At 37.9% G+C, this 22,684-nt stretch carries 24 protein-coding genes; all 24 read right to left on the bottom strand.

The annotated features are described in order from the left end of the window. Positions 1–13: 13 nt before the first annotated feature. Positions 14–973: a gluconeogenesis factor YvcK family protein gene (locus B9N79_RS18475; RefSeq protein ID WP_019394934.1), complete on the bottom strand. Its 960-nt coding sequence runs from the start codon at positions 971–973 to the stop codon at positions 14–16. Beyond that, the gene (gene rapZ / locus B9N79_RS18480; protein ID WP_019394933.1) at positions 974–1,861 is read right to left on the bottom strand and encodes an RNase adapter RapZ; all 888 of its coding nucleotides are present in this window, start codon (positions 1,859–1,861) and stop codon (positions 974–976) included. It lies immediately after the preceding gene. Positions 1,862–1,907: 46 nt separating this feature from the next. Continuing rightward, positions 1,908–2,366: an 8-oxo-dGTP diphosphatase gene (locus tag B9N79_RS18485; RefSeq protein ID WP_040060228.1), complete on the bottom strand. Its 459-nt coding sequence runs from the start codon at positions 2,364–2,366 to the stop codon at positions 1,908–1,910. A gap of 287 nt (positions 2,367–2,653) precedes the next feature. Beyond that, a complete protein-coding gene (gene trxB / locus B9N79_RS18490) occupies positions 2,654–3,667 on the bottom strand; it encodes a thioredoxin-disulfide reductase (protein WP_087944390.1) in 1,014 nt (337 codons plus the stop codon). A gap of 47 nt (positions 3,668–3,714) precedes the next feature. Continuing rightward, entirely contained in the window at positions 3,715–5,187 is a 1,473-nt protein-coding gene (locus tag B9N79_RS18495; protein ID WP_046218072.1) for a tetratricopeptide repeat protein, read from the bottom strand. 269 nt (positions 5,188–5,456) lie between these two features. Beyond that, complete coding sequence (gene hisIE / locus B9N79_RS18500; RefSeq protein WP_040060229.1) at positions 5,457–6,083, bottom strand: bifunctional phosphoribosyl-AMP cyclohydrolase/phosphoribosyl-ATP diphosphatase HisIE; 627 nt, start codon at positions 6,081–6,083, stop codon at positions 5,457–5,459. Beyond that, complete coding sequence (gene hisF, locus B9N79_RS18505) at positions 6,080–6,838, bottom strand: imidazole glycerol phosphate synthase subunit HisF (protein WP_040060231.1); 759 nt, start codon at positions 6,836–6,838, stop codon at positions 6,080–6,082. The genes hisIE and hisF overlap by 4 nt, the downstream gene beginning before the upstream one ends. Beyond that, positions 6,835–7,569, bottom strand: coding sequence for a 1-(5-phosphoribosyl)-5-[(5-phosphoribosylamino)methylideneamino]imidazole-4-carboxamide isomerase (gene hisA / locus B9N79_RS18510; RefSeq protein ID WP_040060232.1), 735 nt, complete (start codon positions 7,567–7,569; stop codon positions 6,835–6,837). Before hisA ends, hisF begins: the two co-directional genes overlap by 4 nt. After that, positions 7,562–8,203 carry an imidazole glycerol phosphate synthase subunit HisH gene (hisH, locus tag B9N79_RS18515; protein ID WP_040060233.1) on the bottom strand — a complete coding sequence of 214 codons (642 nt, stop codon included), beginning with the start codon at positions 8,201–8,203 and terminating at the stop codon, positions 7,562–7,564. The genes hisA and hisH overlap by 8 nt, the downstream gene beginning before the upstream one ends. Position 8,204: 1 nt before the next feature. Further along, positions 8,205–8,789, bottom strand: coding sequence for an imidazoleglycerol-phosphate dehydratase HisB (gene hisB, locus B9N79_RS18520; protein WP_019394925.1), 585 nt, complete (start codon positions 8,787–8,789; stop codon positions 8,205–8,207). A gap of 1 nt (position 8,790) precedes the next feature. Further along, positions 8,791–10,071, bottom strand: a complete 1,281-nt coding sequence (hisD, locus tag B9N79_RS18525) for a histidinol dehydrogenase (protein WP_040060235.1) — start codon at positions 10,069–10,071, stop codon at positions 8,791–8,793. Positions 10,072–10,077: 6 nt separating this feature from the next. Continuing rightward, positions 10,078–10,707, bottom strand: a complete 630-nt coding sequence (gene hisG / locus B9N79_RS18530) for an ATP phosphoribosyltransferase (RefSeq protein WP_019394923.1) — start codon at positions 10,705–10,707, stop codon at positions 10,078–10,080. Next, entirely contained in the window at positions 10,704–11,882 is a 1,179-nt protein-coding gene (locus tag B9N79_RS18535; RefSeq protein WP_040060236.1) for an ATP phosphoribosyltransferase regulatory subunit, read from the bottom strand. The genes hisG and B9N79_RS18535 overlap by 4 nt, the downstream gene beginning before the upstream one ends. Before the next feature lie 230 nt (positions 11,883–12,112). Next, positions 12,113–13,462: an L-cystine transporter gene (locus tag B9N79_RS18540; RefSeq protein ID WP_182928786.1), complete on the bottom strand. Its 1,350-nt coding sequence runs from the start codon at positions 13,460–13,462 to the stop codon at positions 12,113–12,115. Positions 13,463–13,612: 150 nt separating this feature from the next. Next, positions 13,613–14,134 (bottom strand): acyltransferase, encoded by a 522-nt coding sequence (locus tag B9N79_RS18545; protein WP_019394920.1) that lies wholly within the window; start codon positions 14,132–14,134, stop codon positions 13,613–13,615. Between the two features lie 2 nt (positions 14,135–14,136). Next, a complete protein-coding gene (gene ppaX, locus B9N79_RS18550; RefSeq protein WP_019394919.1) occupies positions 14,137–14,778 on the bottom strand; it encodes a pyrophosphatase PpaX in 642 nt (213 codons plus the stop codon). After that, positions 14,768–15,715: a nucleoside recognition domain-containing protein gene (locus B9N79_RS18555; protein WP_085118780.1), complete on the bottom strand. Its 948-nt coding sequence runs from the start codon at positions 15,713–15,715 to the stop codon at positions 14,768–14,770. The genes ppaX and B9N79_RS18555 overlap by 11 nt, the downstream gene beginning before the upstream one ends. 34 nt (positions 15,716–15,749) lie before the next feature. Beyond that, positions 15,750–16,559 (bottom strand): prolipoprotein diacylglyceryl transferase, encoded by an 810-nt coding sequence (gene lgt / locus B9N79_RS18560; RefSeq protein WP_040060243.1) that lies wholly within the window; start codon positions 16,557–16,559, stop codon positions 15,750–15,752. A 32-nt stretch (positions 16,560–16,591) separates the two neighbouring features. After that, entirely contained in the window at positions 16,592–17,539 is a 948-nt protein-coding gene (gene hprK / locus B9N79_RS18565; protein WP_019394916.1) for an HPr(Ser) kinase/phosphatase, read from the bottom strand. A gap of 156 nt (positions 17,540–17,695) precedes the next feature. Further along, positions 17,696–18,055 (bottom strand): phage holin family protein, encoded by a 360-nt coding sequence (locus tag B9N79_RS18570; protein WP_019394915.1) that lies wholly within the window; start codon positions 18,053–18,055, stop codon positions 17,696–17,698. 3 nt (positions 18,056–18,058) lie between these two features. Beyond that, positions 18,059–18,250 carry a PspC domain-containing protein gene (locus tag B9N79_RS18575; RefSeq protein WP_019394914.1) on the bottom strand — a complete coding sequence of 64 codons (192 nt, stop codon included), beginning with the start codon at positions 18,248–18,250 and terminating at the stop codon, positions 18,059–18,061. 3 nt (positions 18,251–18,253) lie between these two features. Beyond that, positions 18,254–19,348 carry a DUF4097 family beta strand repeat-containing protein gene (locus tag B9N79_RS18580; protein ID WP_040060244.1) on the bottom strand — a complete coding sequence of 365 codons (1,095 nt, stop codon included), beginning with the start codon at positions 19,346–19,348 and terminating at the stop codon, positions 18,254–18,256. Between the two features lie 15 nt (positions 19,349–19,363). Beyond that, positions 19,364–19,678 carry a magnetosome magnetite crystal formation protein family gene (locus B9N79_RS18585; RefSeq protein WP_019394912.1) on the bottom strand — a complete coding sequence of 105 codons (315 nt, stop codon included), beginning with the start codon at positions 19,676–19,678 and terminating at the stop codon, positions 19,364–19,366. Positions 19,679–19,806: 128 nt separating this feature from the next. Continuing rightward, a complete protein-coding gene (gene uvrA / locus B9N79_RS18590) occupies positions 19,807–22,683 on the bottom strand; it encodes an excinuclease ABC subunit UvrA (RefSeq protein ID WP_046218018.1) in 2,877 nt (958 codons plus the stop codon). Position 22,684 lies beyond the last annotated feature (1 nt).

Raw genomic sequence — 22,684 nt, forward strand, 5'->3', positions numbered from 1 at the left:
GCATATTTCCCCGTTATTCTTGATGAAGTAGCGAGAAAATGGTTTGTGCTACTTTTCTTGTATTATGTCGAATAACGTCTCCATCATATTGAATAAAATCGTCTGCAATAACATGTAGACCTAGTTTTTCCAACGTTCTTCGATCATAGTCAACGGGAATAGCTTTTTCTTCTTTGTATTTAGTCTGAATTTCTTTAGGAATTTCTCCATTATGGACAATAATTGTATTTAAAAAAGGACTTGGAACATGTTTATACATAGCTAATACATGATCACTAGCTTTATAATCATGCGTTTCTCCAAGCTGTGTCATTACATTACAAACATAGATTTTTTTAGCGGCTGATTTACAAAGCTCTTCAGCAATCTGTGGAACAAGTAAATTAGGAATAATGCTTGTAAATAAACTCCCTGGACCTAATACAACAATATCTGCTTCTCGAATAGCTTCGATAGTTTCTTCAACAGGCTCTATTGTTTCTGGGGTTAAGAAAACACGATCAATCGTTTTCTCTGCTTGGGGAATCATAGATTCTCCTGAGACAACAGTACCATCTTCCATCTTTGCATGCAGCATAACACTCTTATTAGCTGAAGGAAGCACATTTCCACTCACATTAAGCACTTTACTCATTTCTTGGATTGCATGCACAAAATTTCCAGTTATAGATGTCATCGCTGCTAGAATCAGGTTACCTAGCGCATGACCTGTTAACTGGTCCCCACTTGAAAATCGATGTTGAAAAAGGTCTTCCACAAGAGGTTCTACACGTGAAAGCGCTACAAGAACATTGCGAATATCACCAGGTGCGGGAATACCTAGCTCTTCCCGCAGCCTGCCTGAACTTCCTCCATCATCTGCGACAGTAACGATTGCTGTAATATCAATTGGATAGTATTTCAACCCTCTTAGTAAAACAGGTAACCCTGTTCCTCCTCCAATTACAACAACCTTTGGATGTGCTGTAGTCATTTACTTCTGTTTTCTCCTCTCAATATCTCGATGCAGTGGATTTGTTTTGAAATCTCCTTCAAAAACTTTGGCAAGATACTCAGCTAAAGTAACAGAACGATGCTGACCTCCTGTACATCCGATTGCAACAATAAGCTGACTTTTTCCTTCGCGTTTATACTGTGGAAGCATAAGCTTTAAAAGATCGATAAGCTTTTCAAGAAACTTTTGAGTATCATTCCATTTTAGTACGTAAGAAGACACTTCTTCTTGAAGTCCTGTTTTAGGACGAAGCGAATCAATATAATGTGGGTTTGGTAAAAAACGAACATCAAAAACTAAATCAGCATCAATAGGAAGACCATATTTGAAACCAAATGAAACAAAATTCACGCTAAATACTTGAGAATTATTTGTTGAAAACTGCGTTATTACTTTTTCTCGAAGCTCGCGTGGCTTTAAATCCGATGTATCTAAAATGATTTGAGCTCTTCCCTTTAGATCATCCAATAACTCTCGTTCAAGCTGAATCCCATCAAGCGGCATGCCTGTTTTGGCAAGAGGATGAGAACGTCTTGTCTCCTTATAGCGTTGAACAAGAACATTATCTTTTGCATCTAAGAATAAAATTTGAGGCGTAATCCAAGATGTTTCATCAAGGTGATCAAGTGCCTGAAATAAACTATCAAAGAACTCGCGTCCTCTTAAGTCCATGACAACAGCTACTTTATTCATTTTTCCGTTAGACTCCTTCATAAGCTCCAAGAACTTAGGAATAAGCGTTGGCGGAAGATTGTCAACACAAAAGAACCCTAAATCTTCAAAGCTTTGCACAACAACTGTCTTCCCCGCACCAGACATTCCTGTAATAATTACTAACTGAACTTCTTGTGAAGAATTAATGCTCATGTTTCTCCCCCTACCTAGTAAGATTATCCCTACTATTTATTGCAGACTATGAAGGATCGATTCTATAAGAAAGAAGCTCAAAGTCTTTTGTATATGTGAAATTTCCGTAGATCATGCCAGATCCTTTTGCAACATAGTCAATAATATGATGGTCTCCAGGAGCCATTGGAAGCTCATTAACAACATCAAGCTTATGCCAAGACAGCTTGCCTTCCTCAGATTCAAGGACATTTGTTCCATCAAATTCAGTTGCTAAAAAGGTAAACATCATCCATTCTGACACAACTTCATTTCCTTCTTTAATAACAAATGTAAAAATCCCTTTTACTGTTGGATTTTTTAAATAAACACCTGTTTCTTCTCTAAATTCACGAACAACAGAATCCTTTACAGATTCCCCCTGTTCCATCTTCCCTCCAGGAGCAACCCACCAGTTGCGGCGTGGTTTTTGGAGAAGAAGAATTTTATCATTTTTTAATAAGACACAGTTTGTTACACGCTGCATTTTTTCACCTCTGTTGTTTACGACTATTGTTTTTCTTATTATACAATGAAGGAGCAATAGACAACAATATATCGGCATCATTCACAAATGTTTAACAACTTCAATTTGGCCTCTAAATTTACAAAAAAAGAGCACAGCTTGAACTCGCTGTGCTCAACGTAACGTATTTATAAAAGGGGGTCAATTACTTATCTATACTATAACGAACCAATGTAACATAGGTGTTACAGCACAATTAAAAGGCAATTACGGTTCTGTTAAACTCCCCTTTTTGTCTTTTTCGCCTATTACTTAGCAGATTGTAGCTCTTCTTGTAACTCTTCTACATAATGTTGGATGCTTTGAGCAGCAATACTTCCATCACCTGTTGCTGTTACAATTTGGCGAAGTGACTTTTCACGTACGTCTCCGGCAGCAAAAATTCCCGGTACTTTCGTTTCCATACGTTCGTTTGTTTCAATATAGCCTTCTTCATTTGTAATACCTAAGCTCTCAAATGGTTTAGATAAAGGAACCATGCCGATGTAGATGAAGACACCATCAGTGTCTTTTTCAGATTCCTCACCTGTCACGGTGTTAATAAGCGTAACTTTGCCTACTTTACCTTCACCTTCATGAATTTCTTTTACAGTATGATTCCAAATAAAGTCTACTTTTTCATTGTCAAACGCACGTTTTTGAAGAATCTTTTGAGCACGTAACTCATCACGGCGGTGAATAATCGTCACTTTAGAAGCAAAGCGTGTTAAGTATACGCCTTCCTCAACAGCAGAGTCTCCTCCACCAACAACAATAAGCTCTTTATTTTTAAAGAATGCTCCATCACAAACTGCGCAATAAGAAACGCCGCGTCCGCTAAGCTCTTTTTCACCAGGAACGCCAATTTTCTTATACTCTGCCCCTGTACCAATAATGATTGCACGAGCTTTGTATTCTTTGCTTCCAGCTACAACAGTTTTATACTCTTTTCCATCAATAACTTCTTTGATGTCGCCATAAGCATATTCTGCTCCAAACTTTTTAGCATGTTCGAACATTTTATTTGAAAGGTCTGGACCTAAAATATTTTCATATCCTGGGTAGTTTTCAACATCTTCTGTGTTTGCCATTTGACCACCAGGTACCCCACGTTCAATCATTAAAGTTGAAAGATTAGCACGAGATGTATATACAGCAGCAGTCATGCCTGCAGGACCTGCTCCAATAATAATGACATCATAAATTTTTTCTTCTGACATTTCTTCCACTCCTTCTTCACTTATGCATTTACTTATTCTTATCGTATAAGGTATTAGAAACATCGTCTATCTTTTTGCTCAAAAATTATAGTATATTTCACAATCTTTCTCTAGACAGAAACAATGCTTACCGAACGGATTTTCTTTATATATTTTGACATTGTTGTAAGAGATATTCCATACTCTTGTGCAATTTTTTTCTGAGATACTGGTCTTTTTAGATTTTGATAAAACATATATACAACACTTGCAGCAAAAGCAGAGATATTTTTCATTTCAATCTCAGTAAATCGCGCTTTGTTGTAAAGAGTATACCAATATACAATTCCTTTTTCCTCTTCTTCGCTTTGCAAGCTTTTTTTCATTGTTAAAGCAATTTGCAAACAGCGGGGAAGTTCCTCACTCTTTAGCATATCCTGAGAAAGAGTTTTCAAAAACGGGGAATAGAGAAAGTGTTCTGTTTCTTTTGTTAGAAATGTTTTTCTTTCTTCGTTCTCCATTTGAGCTAAGAGATAAAGACCAAAGAACTGCTCTTCCTCACCTTGTTTTATATAATGAAGCACCTCTTGTATACTATCCGTTGAGGCTGCAATGTTCCATGGTTCTTCTCCCTTTTTTTCAGGAGAAGATACAAGCAACTTTTCCCATGCCTGTTTTGCTAGGTTTTCATGTCCAATATAATAAGCGGAATAAGACAACCAATATAAAAATGTTGTATCTCGTGCAGCTCCCTTTTTATAAAGGCTATAGAGCCAACGATATGCTCCGCTATATTCCCCAATGACAGCAAATGTTACGCCCAATTTATAGCGATGATCAAATGAGATAGGATAAACAACACGTAGTTTTGTAAGCTGTCTCTCGAGTAAGTCTTGCTTTCCTGTCTTAAAGTAGAAAACTGCTTCATTACAAAGAGCATGCAGATTCCCTGGATTACTTTCAAGGACTTTTCGTACATAAATCATAGCTTGTTCATATTCGTCTGTATAAAAATGAGCAAGTGCTAAGTTATTATAGGCAGCCCAAAACTCTGGATGTTCCTCAATAATCTCATGGAGAAGCTCTTTTGCTTCTTCAAATTGAGCCATTTCAAGCAATAGTTTTGCTTTCTCTTGCTGCATAATAAGACGATCTTCATTTTCATTCTCTTCTTCGTCTATATCATCCATTTCAATTGATAAAATTTCTAATAAATCTTCAACAGCTTGAGAAAATCGACCATTTTTTTCATTATTTATATATTGAAGTGCATGTTTCTTTGCTTCTTGAAAAAAACCAAGATAAGCATAATTATTTGCCATAAAATAATGGCATTCATACCCTGATTCCTGATTTGCATTCTGCAAAGCAGATTGTAGCAATTCATTTGACTGCTGATAATCCCCTAAGTCTGTTAAAATTACAGCTAGCTGACAGAGCACAACCGTATTTTCCGGTTCAAGTTGCAATACTCTTTCTATATATCGTTTTGCTTTCTTTACGTTTCCTCTTTTATAGGCTTTAATGCCTCTATCGAAAAAGTACTCGCTTGTTTGAACCAACGGAATAACTTTAGCCGCTTCTGAGCGTGTGTTTTTCTCCATTCCGTCCTCCATGTCCACTGTTTATTTCACCTGAACTTTTTGTGTGGTATAGTTATTTCTTCAGCATGCTGAAAAATGCTGCTCATCAAAAGCTTATAAAAAAAGCTCTTTGACAGGCAACAAAAGAAACCATATTTTCATGCCGAATGACTTTATTTATATCGTTCGTAGTATATCACACTTAATAGCTTTGAGAGTAGAGGAGACCGCTAACTTTTTACTGGGAGCGAGAAAAAAGACGCTCACTATGCGTGAGCGTCTTTTCTTTGTTATGATCCGTGTCTTTCTTCTAAAACGCTAAGCACTTCATCAAGCGGGAGCTTCTGTTCGCGAAGAAGAACGAGCAAGTGATAAAGTAGGTCAGCTGCTTCCCATTTTAACTCTTCAGGATCACGATTCTTTGCAGCGATGATCACTTCTGAAGCTTCTTCTCCGACTTTTTTCAGAATTTTATCCACGCCTTTTTCGAATAAATACGTTGTATAAGCTCCTTCTGGACGTTCCTGTTCACGCGCTGCAATAACTTGTTCAAGTTGATTAATAATAGCAAAGCGATTATAAGATGAGGCGAACTTCTTCTCTACAAGCTCCTTGTTAAAACAAGAATATTTTCCAGTATGACAAGCAGGTCCATTAATTTCAACTTCTACAACAAGAGCATCTCCGTCACAGTCATAACGCATTCCTACAATTTTTTGAGTATTGCCAGATGTTTCTCCTTTATGCCAAAGTTCTTGTCTTGAACGGCTATAGAACCAAGTTTCTTTTGTCTCTAAAGATTTTTCCAACGATTCCTTGTTCATATATGCTAATGTAAGGACTTCTTTGCTTATTGCATCTTGGACAATTGCTGGAACAAGTCCTTTTTCATCAAATACAACATCTTCTAGGTTCATCGTACGTTCACTCCTCGTTGTCTTAACTCTGCTTTAATTTCCCTTACTGACGTTTCTTTATAGTGAAAAATAGAAGCTGCTAAACCAGCGTCTGCTTTTCCTTCTTCAAACCCTGCATAGAAGTGCTCTGCATTTCCAGCCCCACCTGATGCAATCACAGGTACAGAAACAGCTTCACTCACAGCCTTTGTTAGTTCTAAATTAAATCCTTGTTTCTCGCCATCACAATCCATACTTGTTAAAAGAATTTCACCAGCTCCAGCTAACACAGCTTCTTTTGCCCATGAAACTACATCCCACTTAGTCTCGTTACGTCCTCCGTGCGTATATACACGCCACGACCCTAGCCCTTCATCCCATTTAGCATCAATTGCAACGACAATGCATTGAGAACCAAAGAAGTTGGCTCCTTCTGTAATAAGCGAGGGGTTTAATAAAGCAGCTGTATTTAACGATACTTTGTCAGCCCCTGCTCTAAGCATTCTTTTCATATCTTCAAGCGAATTAATCCCTCCCCCAACAGTAAAGGGAATCGCTAATTGAGAAGCAACTTCTCTTACAACATCAACCATTGTTTTACGACCTTCATGAGAAGCGGAGATATCTAAAAAAACCAGTTCATCTGCACCTTCCTCATCATAAAACTTTGCAAGTTCAACAGGATCTCCCGCATCACGAAGTTCTACAAATTGAACGCCTTTTACAACACGCCCGTCTTTTACATCAAGGCAAGGAATAATTCGTTTTGTAATCATTTCTCCACCTCTTTAAGTGCTTCTTTTACGGTAAACTGATTTGTATAAAGAGCCTTGCCAACAATAGCTCCTTCAATGCCGCTTTCTCTATACGCGGAAAGATCTTTAAGATCAGCAAGAGAACTGACACCACCTGAAGCAATTACATTCGCTTTTGTAACTTCAGCAAGTTCCTTCACTGCCTTCACATTTGGACCAGACAGCATACCGTCTGTAGCGATATCTGTAAAAATAAAAGTTTTAGCTCCCTCAGCCGCAAGCTTCTGACCAAGCTCTGTCGCTTTAATTGTTGAAGTTTCAATCCATCCTTCTGTTGCAACATATCCGTCTCTTGCATCAATTCCAATGGCAATTTTCTCTCCGTATTTGTGAAGCATATCCTTCACAAACTGAGGGTTTGAGATAGCAGCACTTCCTAAAATAACGCGGTCAATTCCATTCTCTAGATAAAACGCTACATCTTCCTCTGTGCGAATCCCGCCGCCAATCTGAACAGATACGTTCAATTCCTTTTTAACAAGTAAAACATGACTATCGTTCACTCGAGCTCCTTTTTTAGCTCCATCAAGGTCTACCATATGAATCCACTCGGCTCCATCTTTTGCAAATACTTTTGCCATATCAAGCGGTGAATCTCCATAGACCGTTTCTTTACTATAGTCCCCTTGGACAAGGCGGACACATTTTCCCCCGCGCATATCAATAGCTGGATAAATTGTAAAATTACTCACTTCTTTCTCCTCGCTTCTCCACATAGTTTGCAAAGTTCCTTAGCATCTTTACCCCGATATCGCTGCTTTTTTCTGGATGGAACTGAGTTCCAAACACGTTGTCCCTACCAACAACAGCGGGTACTTTAACATCATAATCAGCTGTTGCAATAACCGCTTCTTTATCGTCTGTATCTACATAATAAGAATGAACAAAATAAACATGCTCTTCTTCCACATTTGTTAATAGCTCTGAGTCTCGGTTAAATGTTAGCTTATTCCACCCCATATGAGGAACTTTATATGACTCCCCCTCTGCTGTAGTGCCTTTAAATTTAATAACGCGCCCCTTTAAAAGACCAAGACCATCCGATATTCCATTTTCTTCGCTTTGTTCAAATAGAAGCTGCATCCCTAGACAAATACCAAGAAGAGGTTTTCCCCTATCTGCTTCCTCTTTTATAAAAAAAGCAAGGTTTTGACGGTTAAGCTCCTCCATAGCATCTCCAAATGCTCCTACGCCTGGTAGAATGTAACCTTTTGTTTTCTTAAGCTCTTTGGGGTCATTTGAAATAATATAATCATAATCCAAACGCTCAAGTGCTTTGCTGACGCTATAAAGATTTCCCATTCCATAATCAATAATGCCAATCATACTACAACATCCCTTTCGTTGAGGGAACGCCTTTAACACGAGGATCAATCATTGTTGCTTCATCTAATGCACGGCCAAGCGCTTTAAACACAGCTTCAATAATATGGTGTGTATTGCGACCATAGTGAATAATAACATGCAGATTCATACGAGCCTCTAGCGCAAACTTCCACAGAAACTCATCAACAAGTTCTGTATCAAATGTTCCAACTTGACTTGCTGGAATATCTCCTTTTAATTCAAAATGAGGACGATTGCTCAGGTCTACAACAACTTGAGCAAGTGCATCATCCATCGGCACCATAGCTTGGCCATAGCGCTTAATTCCTTTTTTATCTCCTAACGCATCTTTAAAAACCGAACCAAGACAAATTCCAATGTCTTCTGTTGTATGGTGGTCATCAATTTCTGTATCTCCATTTGCTTTAATATCAAGGTCAAACTGCCCGTGTTTTGTAAACAAATCAAGCATATGTTCCAGAAACGGCACGCCTGTTTTGATTGAAGACTTTCCTTCCCCATCAATGTTCATACTTAGAGTAATATCTGTTTCATTTGTTTTACGTTCAATTGAAGCTTCTCTCACTTTAATTTTCTCCCTTCGATTTAAACCTTGATTCAACAGCACGTGCGTGTGCTTCTAATCCTTCTAAGCGGGCAAATGCAGCAATTTTGCTAGCATTTTCGATTAATGCCTTCTCACTATAAGAAATAATGCTTGATTTCTTAACAAAAGACTCCACAGAAAGCGGACTAGAAAATGCCGCTGTTCCATTTGTCGGCAAAACATGGTTTGGGCCTGCAAAATAATCTCCAACAGGTTCTGAACTATATCTTCCCAAAAAGATTGCTCCTGCATGTCGAATTTGACCAAGTAGAGTATGAGGATCTTTTGTGGCAACTTCTAAGTGCTCTGGAGCCAATTTATTCACAACAGTTACAGACTCTTCTAATGACTCTGTCACATAAATAGCTCCATGATTTTCTATGGAAGCTAAAGCAATGTCTCTTCTAGGCAGTGTTTTTAATTGTTGCTCTACTTCCTTCTGTACACGGTAGGCAAGTTCTTCTGAATGCGTAACGAGAATACTTGATGCAAGCCGATCATGCTCTGCTTGGGAAAGAAGATCTGCTGCAACTTCATCCGGATATGCTGACTCGTCTGCTAAGATGACGATTTCACTCGGACCTGCAATAGCATCAATATCAACAAGACCAAAGACTTCACGTTTTGCAAGTGCAACAAAAATATTCCCAGGACCTACGATTTTATCAACAGGTGCAATTGTCTCTGTTCCATAAGCAAGGGCACCGACAGCTTGTGCTCCTCCTACTTTGTAAATTTCATCAACTCCAAGCTCGTTCGCTGCAACAAGAACACCAGCTGGAAGTTCGCCTTTTTTATTTGGAGGAGATGTCATGACAATCCGTCCTACTCCAGCAACTTGAGCTGGAATAACGTTCATTAATACTGATGAAGGATATGCTGCTGTTCCACCTGGTACATATACACCAACAGCATCAAGTGGTGTGACCTGCTGACCGAGCATTGTCCCATCCGGTTTTGTTACAATCCAAGATTGACTTTTCATTCGCTCGTGGTAATCACGGATATTTTCTGCGGCTTCTGTGATGATATTCACTATGCTATCCTCAATTTGTTCATATGCTCTTTTAATCTCTTCCTCTGAGACACGAAAATCTTTTAACAATGCTCCATCAAATTTCTTTGTATAATCGTGAAGAGCTTGATCTCCCCGGTTCTCAACATCTGCTAATATACTAATAACAGCTTGACGCTGTTCTCCTGTACCATTATCAATTTTCCGTTTTAAACTTAGCTCACTCGTTACTTTCTGAATGTCCATCTTTTCTCACCCTTCTAAAACTGAAGCTAATTTTGTTACAATTTCATCAATTCGTTCATCTTTTAAACGGTAGCTTACAGGATTTACAATTAACCGAGACGTAATATCTTCAATATGTTCGAGCTCTACCAGTCCGTTCTCTTTTAATGTTTGACCTGTTGAAACAATATCAACAATTCGATCTGCTAATCCCACAATAGGAGCAAGTTCAATTGATCCATTTAAACGAATAATCTCTACTTGTTCTCCTTGTTCTCTAAAATATGAGGAAGCAACGTTTGGATATTTTGTTGCTACCTTTGGTGCAACTTCATCACGAATGGCATTAGGTAAACCAGCTACAGCAAGATGACATTTGCTAATCTTTAAGTCTAGAAGTTCATAAACGTCTCGTTCTTCTTCAAGCATGACATCTTTTCCGGCAATTCCAAGGTCTGCAACTCCATATTCTACATATGTTGTTACATCCATTGGCTTAGCTAAAATAAAGCGCATGTTCTCAGCTTCTACGTCCACAATAAGCTTTCTTGAGTCATCAAATTCTGCTGGAAGAGCAAATCCAGCTGCTCGTAGCAAGTCTGCTGCTTCTTCAAAGATACGACCTTTCGGCATAGCAATTGTTAAAGGGCTGCTCATTTATTTTCACCTCGCGCTTTTCCAATTAAATATGTTACGTCGTCAAATTTTTGTGTGAAAGAGTCAACGTCCTGGACTCCTGCAATGTTCTGAATAACTACTTTTTCCTGAGCCTTTCTTTTCTCTTCCGCAAGAGCAAAAGCTTCAGCAAGTCTTTCAGTACTATATAGGATACAATCTATTTTTTCTTCTTCTTCAGGAGCATTCAGCGCTTCTAATAAACGATTAAGCTGAATGCCAAATCCTGTTGCAGGTGTGTTTTGATTAAATTTTTCCAAAAGTTCATTATATCTTCCACCATTTCCGATTTGAGATCCGACGTTTTCAGCATAAACTTCAAACAAAATGCTGCTGTAATAACTCATATGACTTACAAGATTAAAATCAATCTTAATTTCATTTGTAACACCATATACTTCAAGAAGCTTCCAAAGGTCGCGAAGCTGTCTTCCTGCCTTCTTCCCTTCTTCACTTTCAGCAAGGTCAATTGCGTCCACAATTTTCGCTTCATCTCCGCGTAGTTCAAGAAGCTTTAATAAGCGATCTCGATCAATGGAAGAAAGACCTAAGTTTTGGACATGGTTACGATAGCCGACGTAATTTTTTTCATAAAGATAACGACGCAGGACATTTGCTCGTTCTTCATTTCCGACAATTTCTAAGAAAAGCGAATTAATGTACCCAACGTGCCCAATTGCAACCTTAAATGATTGTAATCCTGCTTTTTTAAGAGCACTAATCATGAGAGAAATGACTTCTGCATCACTTGTAATCGTTCCGTCCCCAATAAGTTCAATCCCTACCTGTTCAAATTCTGACGGTCTTCCTCCTTCATCCTGCTGTGTTCGATATACGTTTGCTTCATAGGCAAGACGAAGTGGAATATCATTAGCTAATTTGGATGAAGCAACCCGTGCAATTGGCGTTGTCATATCTGGTCTTAAGACAAGTGTCCGTCCTTGTCGATCAAGAAGTTTAAAAAGTTGCTGATCTAGAATAGCTGAAGCATTTCCAACCGTTTCGTAATATTCTAAAGTTGGAGTTTCCATATATTGATATCCCCAATTTTTAATCTCCCCAGCAAGCTGATCACGAACTGCTTTTTTTCGATTATAAAGCTGTGGTAATGTATCTCGCATTCCAAGTGGCTTTTCAAACATAAATAACTTCGACATCGTAACCATCCTTTGATTTAAAATAAAAAATACTTTATTACACTAACGAATTAGAGAAATAATGAATTAAAGTTATTAGTAGTTTACATCTTTCATTTCGCCTCGTCAACAGTTCACACTCAAATAATATATGAAATAATCAAATTTTCTGTTTATTAATTCCATCTTTATAATACCTATTATTTCCATGATTAGCGAACAAAAAAACCTTGGCCGAAGCCAAGGTTTTTTTAATGTTCAAGTTCAATACTTCTATTGTTATATATTGTTGTATCAATTTCCTTTGTTGCTTTACTTGTGACAACTCCAGCTGTCATACTTCCGCTTACGTTCAATGCTGTACGTCCCATATCAATAAGAGGTTCAACTGAAATAAGCAGACCTGCAAGTGCTACAGGAAGATTCATTGTAGAAAGAACGATTAAAGCAGCAAACGTTGCTCCACCGCCGACACCAGCTACTCCAAATGAGCTAATAGCAACAACAACAATTAATGTTGCAATAAATGAAGGCGAAAATGGATTAATTCCAACTGTTGGTGCAATCATTACAGCAAGCATTGTAGGATAAATACCTGCACATCCGTTTTGCCCAATTGACAAGCCAAACGACCCAGCAAAGTTTGCAATTGCATCAGGGACACCAAGCTTCTTCGTTTGTGTATCAATGTTAATTGGCAATGTTCCAGCGCTTGAACGTGATGTAAAAGCAAAAAGTAAAACTGGAATGATCTTCTTCACATACGTAATTGGGTTCAAGCCGAACACAGACAAAAGAATAAGGTGAACTAAGAACATTACAATTAACGCAACGTATGATGCAATTACAAAGACACCAAGATTTGCAATTGATTTTAAGTCACTTGTTGCCGCTGTTCTCGTCATAATCGCCAACACTCCAAATGGAGTAAGACGAATAACAAGTGTTACAATACGCATTACAATTGTACGAATAGATTCAATAATCTTTTCAAACATTTCTGCTTGTTCAGGCTGCTTTCGTTTTACACCTAAGAAAGCTATCCCAATGAACGCAGCAAAAATAACAACCGCAATTGTTGAAGTTGGACGAGCTCCTGTAAAATCAAGGAATGGGTTAGCTGGTAGTAGTTCAACAATTTGTTGTGGTAACGTTAAATCTTTGACACCTGTAAGCTTATCTTCAAGCTCAAGTCCTCTACTTTGCTCAACAGACCCACCATCAAGCTGATTTGCATCTAAATCAAATAGAGCTGTTGCTCCAATACCAATTGCTGATGAAATAGCCGTTGTTCCAAGTAAAATACCGATAATAAGGACACTAATTTTCCCAATATTCTTTGTCATTTTCAAACGTGTAAAAGCTGAAACGATTGAAATGAATACAAGTGGGACAACAAGCATTTGTAGAAACTTAACATAGCCGTTTCCGACAATATTAAACCAATCCGATGACGTTACAACAACGTCTGATGTTGCTCCATAAATAAACTGTAAAATAAGACCGTATACAATCCCTAAACCTAAACCTGTGAAAACACGTTTTGAAAACGAAACATGTTTTCTCTGCATATAGACAAGCAGTCCGATGAACACTGCCATAATTAAAATATTAATAATGATATACAAAGTATCCACAGCTGTTAAACCTCCTAATGTAGTAAATATGTTATTCCTTCTAGCATTATAATACAACAATCCCAATAAGGAAAGTAAGAATTACTAACAACTAAAAAGACCTTTCTTATAGAATTAAGAAAGGTCTTTACTTTTATCCCTATTTTTCATTTCTTCTTTTGAATAAATCACGTTCATGGGGTTTCCACCAACAAATGTTCCTGGGGCTACGTTACGATGTACAACAGTTCCTGCTGCTACAATGGCTCCATCACCAATTGTTACGCCAGGCAAAATCGTTGTATTTGCTCCAATCATTACTTCGTTACCAATTTCTACGTTTCCAAGACGATATTCTTTAATTAAATATTCATGAGTCAAAATCGTTGTATTGTAGCCAATAATAGAGTTATGACCAACGGAAATTCGTTCAGGAAACATGACATCAACCATTGCCATTAATGCAAAAGATGTTTTTTCTCCAATGTTCATATGAAGGAAAGTCCGATAAAGCCAATTTTTTATTTTTAAAAATGGCATATAGCGCGCAAGTTGAATCACGATAAAGTTTTTGACAACTTTCCAAAATGAGACTGTTTTGTACATGTTCCACAATGCATTCTCATCATTTACTTCATAACGCTCTAATTTTCGCACTGTTACTTTCCTCCAAGTATGGCTTTTAAATCTCCCATCTCATCGAGAATGTAGTCTGGCTCATATGAAGCAACATGTGCTTTTCCTTTGGCACTCCAAGCTACCCCAACTGTCTTTGTGCCAGCATTTTTACCAGCCAGAATATCGTGCGAATTATCTCCAATCATCATTGTTTCCTCTGGTTTAGCATTCAGCTTAACTAATGCTTTATCAATTGGTTCACGATGTGGTTTAGCATGCTGAACGTCATCAAGCGTAATGACAACATCGAAAAAAGAATCTAATCCTGTTAGCTTCAGTCCCATTTCAACTGTCTGACGAATTTTGGTTGTTACAATACCAAGTTTGTAACCTTGCTCTTTTAACCATTTTACCGTTTCAAAAACAGTTGGAAATTCTGTCACTAAGCGGTCATGATGCTCATGGTTGTATGCTCTATAACAGTCAACCATTTCCTCTATATTTTCTGGATTTAATCGAGCAAATGAATCATAAAGAGGTGGCCCCATAAATGAAAGTACATCTTCCCTTTTATATTTGCTTGGATAATATGTTTCAAGCGTATGTAAAAAAGAAGAAATGATTAACTCATTTGTATCAATTAATGTTCCATCTAAGTCAAAAAGAAGAGTATTAACGTTCATAGGTAACTTCCTTTCTTTGAGATAATCCCTTTTGGCGACTCCAAATTTTAGCGATAACAATCGTCAAAAGAAGGGCCGTAATAACGCGAATAAGCAGCAATGGCAGAACAGGAATACCGAGTGGAATAAAAACAAGTGTGTCTTCTACAACTGCATGACAAGCAACTAAGAAAATAAAGGCAAGCGTTGCATCTTTTTTAGATACCCCTTCTTCTTGAACTGCTTGAATCATAACCCCTGCCCCATACGCCAAACCAATTAAGAGCCCTGTTACAAGCGTTGTAGAAGTATTTCCATTCATACCTAATAATTTTGTAAAAGGAACCATCTTATTTGAAAACTTACTTAACCATCCTAAATCTTTTAAAATTTGAAGTGCAATCATGACAGGGATAACAATGATTGCCAGCTGTAAAATCCCCATAGCAGCTGTTTCAATCCCTTTTAGTATAATGGCTCCCCATCCTGATACAACTTCATCCTTCTGAGAAATAAAGCCGTACTGAGCTTGCTCTCCTCCACCTTTCCAAACAAGATTGATAATAAAAGCAGACAAGAGAGCAAGCCCAATACGAACAGACAAAATAACGGAAAGTCTAACTCCCACTTTTAATGCTACTGTTGATTCAATAAGCAAGTTATGGCTAAATGACAGCATAACAGCTAGAATAAAAACTTCTTTTACAGACAAGTCAAGCGCTAAGATTCCTGCAATCCCAGCATACAAATTAAGCAAGTTTCCTAAAACAAGTGGAACAGCTGCATCCCCTGGAAGTCCAATGACTTTCATTACAGGTGTTAGCCACGAAGCAATAAGATCAATGACTGGCGTATACTGAAGAAGATAAACAATAAGTGTAACAGGAAAAATGATTTTCCCGAGTGTCCATGTTGTTTTTAACCCTGCGATTATTCCCCTTTGAAGCGACTTTTTCATGAAGTATATCCCCCTATCCCTAGATTATCGAACATTACTGATCAAGATAGTGCTTCTTGCTCCATCCTTTCCAGCGACGAACTATAATAAAAATAATAGAAAGGAGAATTAGTACAATAGAAATAACTTGAGCAATGCGAAGTGAACTTGTCAGCATTAAACTATCTGTTCTCATTCCTTCAATAAAGAAGCGCCCAATCGAATACCAAATAACGTATGTAAAGAAAAGCTCTCCTCGGCGTAAGTTTGCTCTTCTTAACAAGATTAAAACAATGACGCCAACTATGCTCCACAGTGACTCATATAAAAATGTTGGGTGATAATAAGTCCCATTAATATACATTTGATCTATAATGAACTTTGGCAAATGTAAGTTTTCTAAGAAGGCTCTTGAAACAGGTCCTCCATGGGCTTCTTGGTTCATAAAATTTCCCCATCGCCCAATTGCCTGACCTAGTAAAATACTCGGAGCTGCAATATCAGCGAGCTTCCAAAATGAGTACCCTCTCACTTTAGAATAGATAACAGCTGTTAATACAGCACCAATAAGTCCTCCATGAATTGCGATTCCTCCATGCCAAATCTGCGGGATTTGAACTAAGTTCTCAGAATAATAGTCCCATTTAAATGCTACATAATAAACACGAGCAAAGATAATAGCAATCGGTACTGCAAATAGAACTAGATCAACAAAGACTTCTTTTGGAATACCTCGACGATCACATTCTTTTGTCGCTAAATAAAGACCAAGAATTACGCCAATCCCGATAATTACCCCATACCAATAAACCGTTAACGGACCAATTTCAAGGAACACACGATCAAGTGGCTGAATGTCTTCCATCTCTCTCACTTCCTTTATAGTTTAGTCTTTTCTCAATATGTTTCGTCATGATCTTCAAGCGTTGTATCTTCAATTGCCCCTGTTAGGCGATTCGAAAATTGTTCAGCTGCGTTAATACCCATTTTCTTAAGACGATAGTTCATTGCAGCTACCTCAATGATAACGGCTAAGTTTCGACCTGGACGTACAGGAACTGTTAGTTTCGTAATCTGTGTATCAATAATTTTCATTTTTTCTTCCTCAAGACCAAGACGATCATAATGCTTTGTTTGATCCCATGTCTCCAAGTTAATAACGAGAGTGATGCGCTTAAAGTTTCTCACAGCACCTGCTCCAAAGAGTGTCATAACATTAATAATACCTAATCCGCGAATCTCTAGAAGATGTTCAATTAACCCAGGAGCGTTTCCAATTAAAGTATCCTGATCTTCCTGGCGAATTTCAACACAGTCATCAGCAACTAAACGATGGCCTCGTTTTACAAGTTCAAGTGCTGTTTCACTTTTCCCAACGCCGCTTTTCCCGATGATTAAAACCCCAACACCATAAATATCAACTAATACACCGTGTACCGCTGTTGTAGGAGCAAGTTTACTTTCTAAGTAGTTTGTCAATCGACTTGATAACCGTGTTGTTTTCATGTCAGAGCGCAAAACAGGCACGGACTCGCGCTCAGAGGCTTCAATAAGCTCTTGTGGGACTTCCATCTCTCTTGATACAACAATAGCTGGAGTAATATCTGTACAAAGCTTTTCCATTCTGATTTGCTTTTGTTCAACATCAAGTTGATTAAAAAAAGAAATCTCTGTTTTTCCAAGAAGCTGAAGGCGCTCTGCAGGATAATATGTAAAATAGCCTGCCATCTCAATGCCAGGTCGTGAAATATCACTCACTGTAATCGGGCGGTTCACTCCTTCTTCTCCACTGATTAGTTCTAGATTAAATTTCTCTATTATGTCTTTTGTTCTCACTTTTGCCAAGGATGGTTCCTCCCTGTTTTCTCGTATTTGATGTAAAGATATTTTCTCTTTCTAATTACAAATGCTGTTATCCTGTTTATTGTATCATTAAATGATTTTAGAAGAAAAATTTCTTAAAAAAACTAAAAAAAAGAGCAGGTTCCTTCACCTGCTCTTCTAACGTTGCATTGGCTCAATAAATGCTTTTTGAGCGATTAAATTTAATAGCGCCATAATAATTGCTGCAAACAAAGCTGTACTAAACCCATCAATAATAAAGGCATCTCCAATGATTCCTTGTGTAATCATCAATGTAATTGCATTGATGACAAATAGGAACAATCCCAATGTTAAGATTGTTGCTGGTAACGTAAATAAAATAAGGATTGGCTTAATGATGATGTTAATAATAGAGAGCACAATAGCAGCAATTACAGCTGCACTGACTGAACTCAAATAAAAATCGTCAAAAATGGTTGATACAATCATAAGGCTTAATGCATTCACAACAATGCTAATAACCCATCTTTTCCACATACGTTATTCTCCTTCATTTGGAACGATGAAAATCCATATTAGGTAAATCCACCCAATCGATCCTACTCCGCCAATAAATGCAACAATAAAAATAATACGAAGAAGGCTGCTGTCCATATTTAAATAGTCAGCAAGTCCACCGAGTACTCCACCTAACTTACGGTCCTTTACAGAACGATACAGCTTTGTCTTCAATTGCTACACTTCCCTTTCATACAGTCCGATAGCTCCTGTTCTAGATTCAGCCACTATTTTCGTGATGCTGTCCCCACTATTAATAGAGCGGAACTTTAAAACCTTTTGGATTTTCTCATTCTTTTCTTCTAATATATGAACATTTGGAAGGTTACATGTAAGGTTGCCAAAGTTCGAGCGAATACTTCCATCAATAAAAGCTCCAGGTGCAAAGAAAGTTTTGATGCTTCCTGCTGTTGATTTCAGAAATACGTATTGAGAAGGCTGTATTAAATACTGTTCAATACTTCCATTGAATGTCTGCAAATCAACATGCCTTGCTTCCCCTCTTAGATTAATAGCTCCATTGATTGTCTCTCCTTCACACTTATTGAGTGAAATATTTTGTAGTGAAAGAGCTCCGTGTACTGTCTCAAACTCCCCTTTTTCTCCGCGTATATTCTCAAATGATAAGCTGCCGTTCGCCGTTTTAGCTTTTAAATTTCCTATTTTTAAATCTTTCCCAACGATAGGACCGTTAAACGTGCGCAATATGATTTCATTATACTCTACATTTGGAATGAACAGGTGCGCTTTGACTTTAATCCCTTTATTTTGAACATTGAAACGAATCTTGCCTTCTTCAGTAGAAAATATTGTTTCTTGAGAGAAAAGCTTTTTGGCTTCTTCTTGGCTATTTACTTTATAAACTTTTGCTGAACATTCAATACGGACCTCATTTTGTGACCAAGGCTCAATTTTTACATTTCCGTTGGCAATATCAAGGTCAAGACTACGAACTTCCACATCACTATGTTGGAAAATTTGATTAACATCGTAAGAAGTACCAAAGTTAAAATCTAAATCTGTATCTTTAATCTTCTTTACAGTTTGATCTAAAAATGAAAACACTTTTTTCTTTAAATCACGCTCACGAGGAGGCTCTTCCTTTTGAAAAGCTTTCTCGTCTAAAAAAGGGGAAACTTCTACCGCTTTTTCTTCCTTCTGTTTTGCTTCTTTTTCTTCTCTTTCCATTGCTTCAAGTAATTTAAATGCTTCCTCAGCAGAAATTCGACCTTCTTCAATCATTTTCAGAAGCTGTTTACGTTGGTTTTCCATGATATTTCCTCCTTATTAACGATCAATGATGACTTTAATTCCTTTGACAACATTCCAAATTGCAACTCCAAACGAGAGAACAAGACACAGGATAACAACAAAAATAATCCATGCGGCTGATAAGCCATAGTGACCTGAGAAATATGGGATAAGGTAAAGGAAGAATAAAGGTATTGATAATACTGGTAATATATGAGAGAACAATGCCCATTTTGCATCATCCTTAACTCTTTTATCTTGAGTAACAAAGTAGATGATAATTGGTAAGAGAAAGGGAGCAAAGAAAAGACTAAAATAAGAAAGGGCTGACAAGACTTTATTAGACTCCATGTTTATTTTTTCATCTCCTTTATCTGTATTACGTTTTTATGTTGAAGTAAGTTTCAACATTCGAAAAACTTTCCTTAGCTCTACAAAAAAAGGATAAGCCACTTTTTAGTAGACTTACCCTTTTCACATTATGCTTTAACCGTTTCTGCTCCTTTTAAACGATCTTCCATTCTTTTACGATCTCTCTCAAGAATATGCGCAAGATAACGACCGGTATAAGATCCTTCAACATTTACAACTTCTTCTGGTACTCCTGTTGCTACAATTTGTCCCCCTTTATCCCCACCATCAGGACCAAGGTCAATAATATAATCAGCAGTCTTAATAACATCTAAGTTATGTTCAATAACAAGCACAGTGTCTCCATTGCCAACTAAGCGCTGAAGAACTTTTAGTAAACGAGCAATATCATCAACATGCAAACCTGTTGTTGGTTCATCTAAAATATACATTGTACGGCCTGTTGAACGACGATGAAGTTCTGACGCAAGCTTCACACGCTGTGCTTCGCCTCCTGAGAGAGTTGTAGCAGGTTGACCAAGTGTAATGTAACCTAGGCCAACATCTTCAATTGTTTGAAGCTTACGCTTGATTTTAGGAATATTTTCAAAGAATTCAATTGCATCTTCAACAGTCATTTCCAAAACATCTGCAATGTTCTTTCCTTTATATTTCACTTCAAGCGTTTCACGATTATATCGCTTCCCATGGCAAACCTCGCATGGAACATACACATCTGGAAGGAAGTGCATTTCGATTTTGATAATTCCATCTCCTCGGCATGCTTCACAACGTCCTCCCTTTACATTAAAGCTAAAACGGCCTTTCTGATATCCGCGTGTTTTTGCTTCATTTGTTTGAGCAAATAAGTCCCGAATATGATCAAACACACCTGTATATGTTGCCGGATTTGAGCGGGGCGTCCTACCAATAGGTGATTGGTCAATATCAACAATTTTATCAAGGTGATTAATTCCCTTAATTTCTTTATGCTCCCCTGGCTTCTGTTTCGCATTATTCAGCTTTTGTGACAGTGATTTCCTTAGTACCTCATTGATAAGCGTACTCTTCCCTGAACCTGATACGCCTGTTACAGCAAGGAACAAACCTAGTGGAAGCTTTACTTTTACATTTTTTAAGTTATTTTCTTTTGCCCCTACAATTTCAAGCATTCGCTCTTTATCAACAGCTCTTCGCTCTGTCGGAAGTGGGATGAATTTCTTTCCTGATAAATATTGACCTGTTAAAGAGTTTTCGTCATGCATTACTTCTTCAGGCGTGCCTGCTGAAACAACTTTTCCTCCATGAATCCCTGCTCCAGGTCCAATATCAATAAGATAATCAGCCGCCATCATGGTATCTTCATCATGTTCAACAACAATAAGGGTATTTCCTAAGTCGCGCATGCTCTGCATTGTTTCGATAAGACGATCGTTGTCACGTTGATGAAGTCCAATTGATGGTTCATCTAAAATATATAAAACGCCTGATAAACGAGAACCAATCTGAGTTGCCAAACGAATGCGCTGTGCTTCGCCTCCTGAAAGCGTTCCTGCAGATCTGTTCAATGTTAGATAATCAAGGCCAACGTTGTTTAAAAATCCTAGACGCTCTGTAATTTCTCTTAAAATCATTTGAGCAATTTGCATCTCTTTTTCAGAAAGACTAAGGGTTGCAAAAAACTCATATGCTTCTTGTACAGAAAAACTCGTTACTTTCCCAATATGCTTACCATCAATTAAAACAGCGAGCGTTTCTTTCTTAAGACGGTTTCCTTTACATTTTGGGCAAGGCTGTTCTCCCATATATTTTTCCATCTGCTCCCGGATGTAGTCTGAGCTTGTTTCACGATAACGACGCTCAATATTTGGGATAACCCCTTCGAATTCAATATCGTTTTCACGAATTTGTCCAAAATCATTTTCATAGCGAAAATGAATGCGTTCTTTATCACTCCCATAGAGCACTTTGTCTAATAAATGCTTAGGAATATCGCGAACAGGAATGTCCATATCAATTCCATAATGCACACAAACAGCTTTTAAGAGCTGTGGATAATACTGTGAGCTTGTTGGCTCCCAAGGTGCAATTGCATGTTCTTTGAGTGATAAATCATAGTTTGGAATCACAAGATCTAAATCAACCTCAAGACGAACTCCTAATCCATCACAGCTTGTACAAGCTCCAAATGGACTGTTAAATGAAAACATTCTTGGCTCAAGTTCACCGATTGAGAAACCACAATATGGACATGCGTGATGTTCACTGAAAAGAAGCTCTTCTTCTCCAATAACATCAATAACGACTTTTCCTTCCCCTAACCGAAGTGCCGTTTCAAGAGAGTCTGCTAACCTTGTTTCTACCCCTTCTTTTACAACAATACGGTCCACAACTACTTGGATAGTATGCTTTTTATTTTTTTCAAGGTTAATGTCATCGCCAAGATCATACATTTCGCCATCAATTCGAACGCGTACGAAGCCTTGCTTTTTAATATCTTCAAGCACTTTTACATGCATACCTTTACGTCCATCAACAACAGGAGCGAGCACCTGAAGCTTCGTGCGCTCTGGATATTCTAAAATGCGGTCAACCATCTGTTCAATTGTTTGAGATGTAATTTCAATACCGTGATTTGGACACGTTGGACGTCCGACGCGCGCAAACAGCAAGCGTAGATAATCATAAATTTCTGTGACTGTCCCAACTGTTGAGCGCGGATTACGGCTTGTTGTTTTTTGGTCAATTGAAATTGCTGGCGAAAGACCTTCAATAGAATCCACATCAGGCTTATCCATCTGTCCCAAAAACTGCCGAGCGTACGCTGATAAAGACTCAACGTAACGACGCTGTCCTTCCGCGTAAATCGTATCAAAAGCTAATGAAGATTTCCCTGAACCAGATAAACCCGTCATTACGACGAGTTTATCTCTAGGAATTGTAACATCAAGATTATTTAAATTATTGGCTCTAGCCCCTTTTACAACAATGCGATCTGTTGCCATA

Source organism: Priestia filamentosa (assembly GCF_900177535.1).
In the GTDB taxonomy this organism is placed as follows: Bacteria; Bacillota; Bacilli; order Bacillales; family Bacillaceae_H; genus Bacillus_I; species Bacillus_I filamentosa.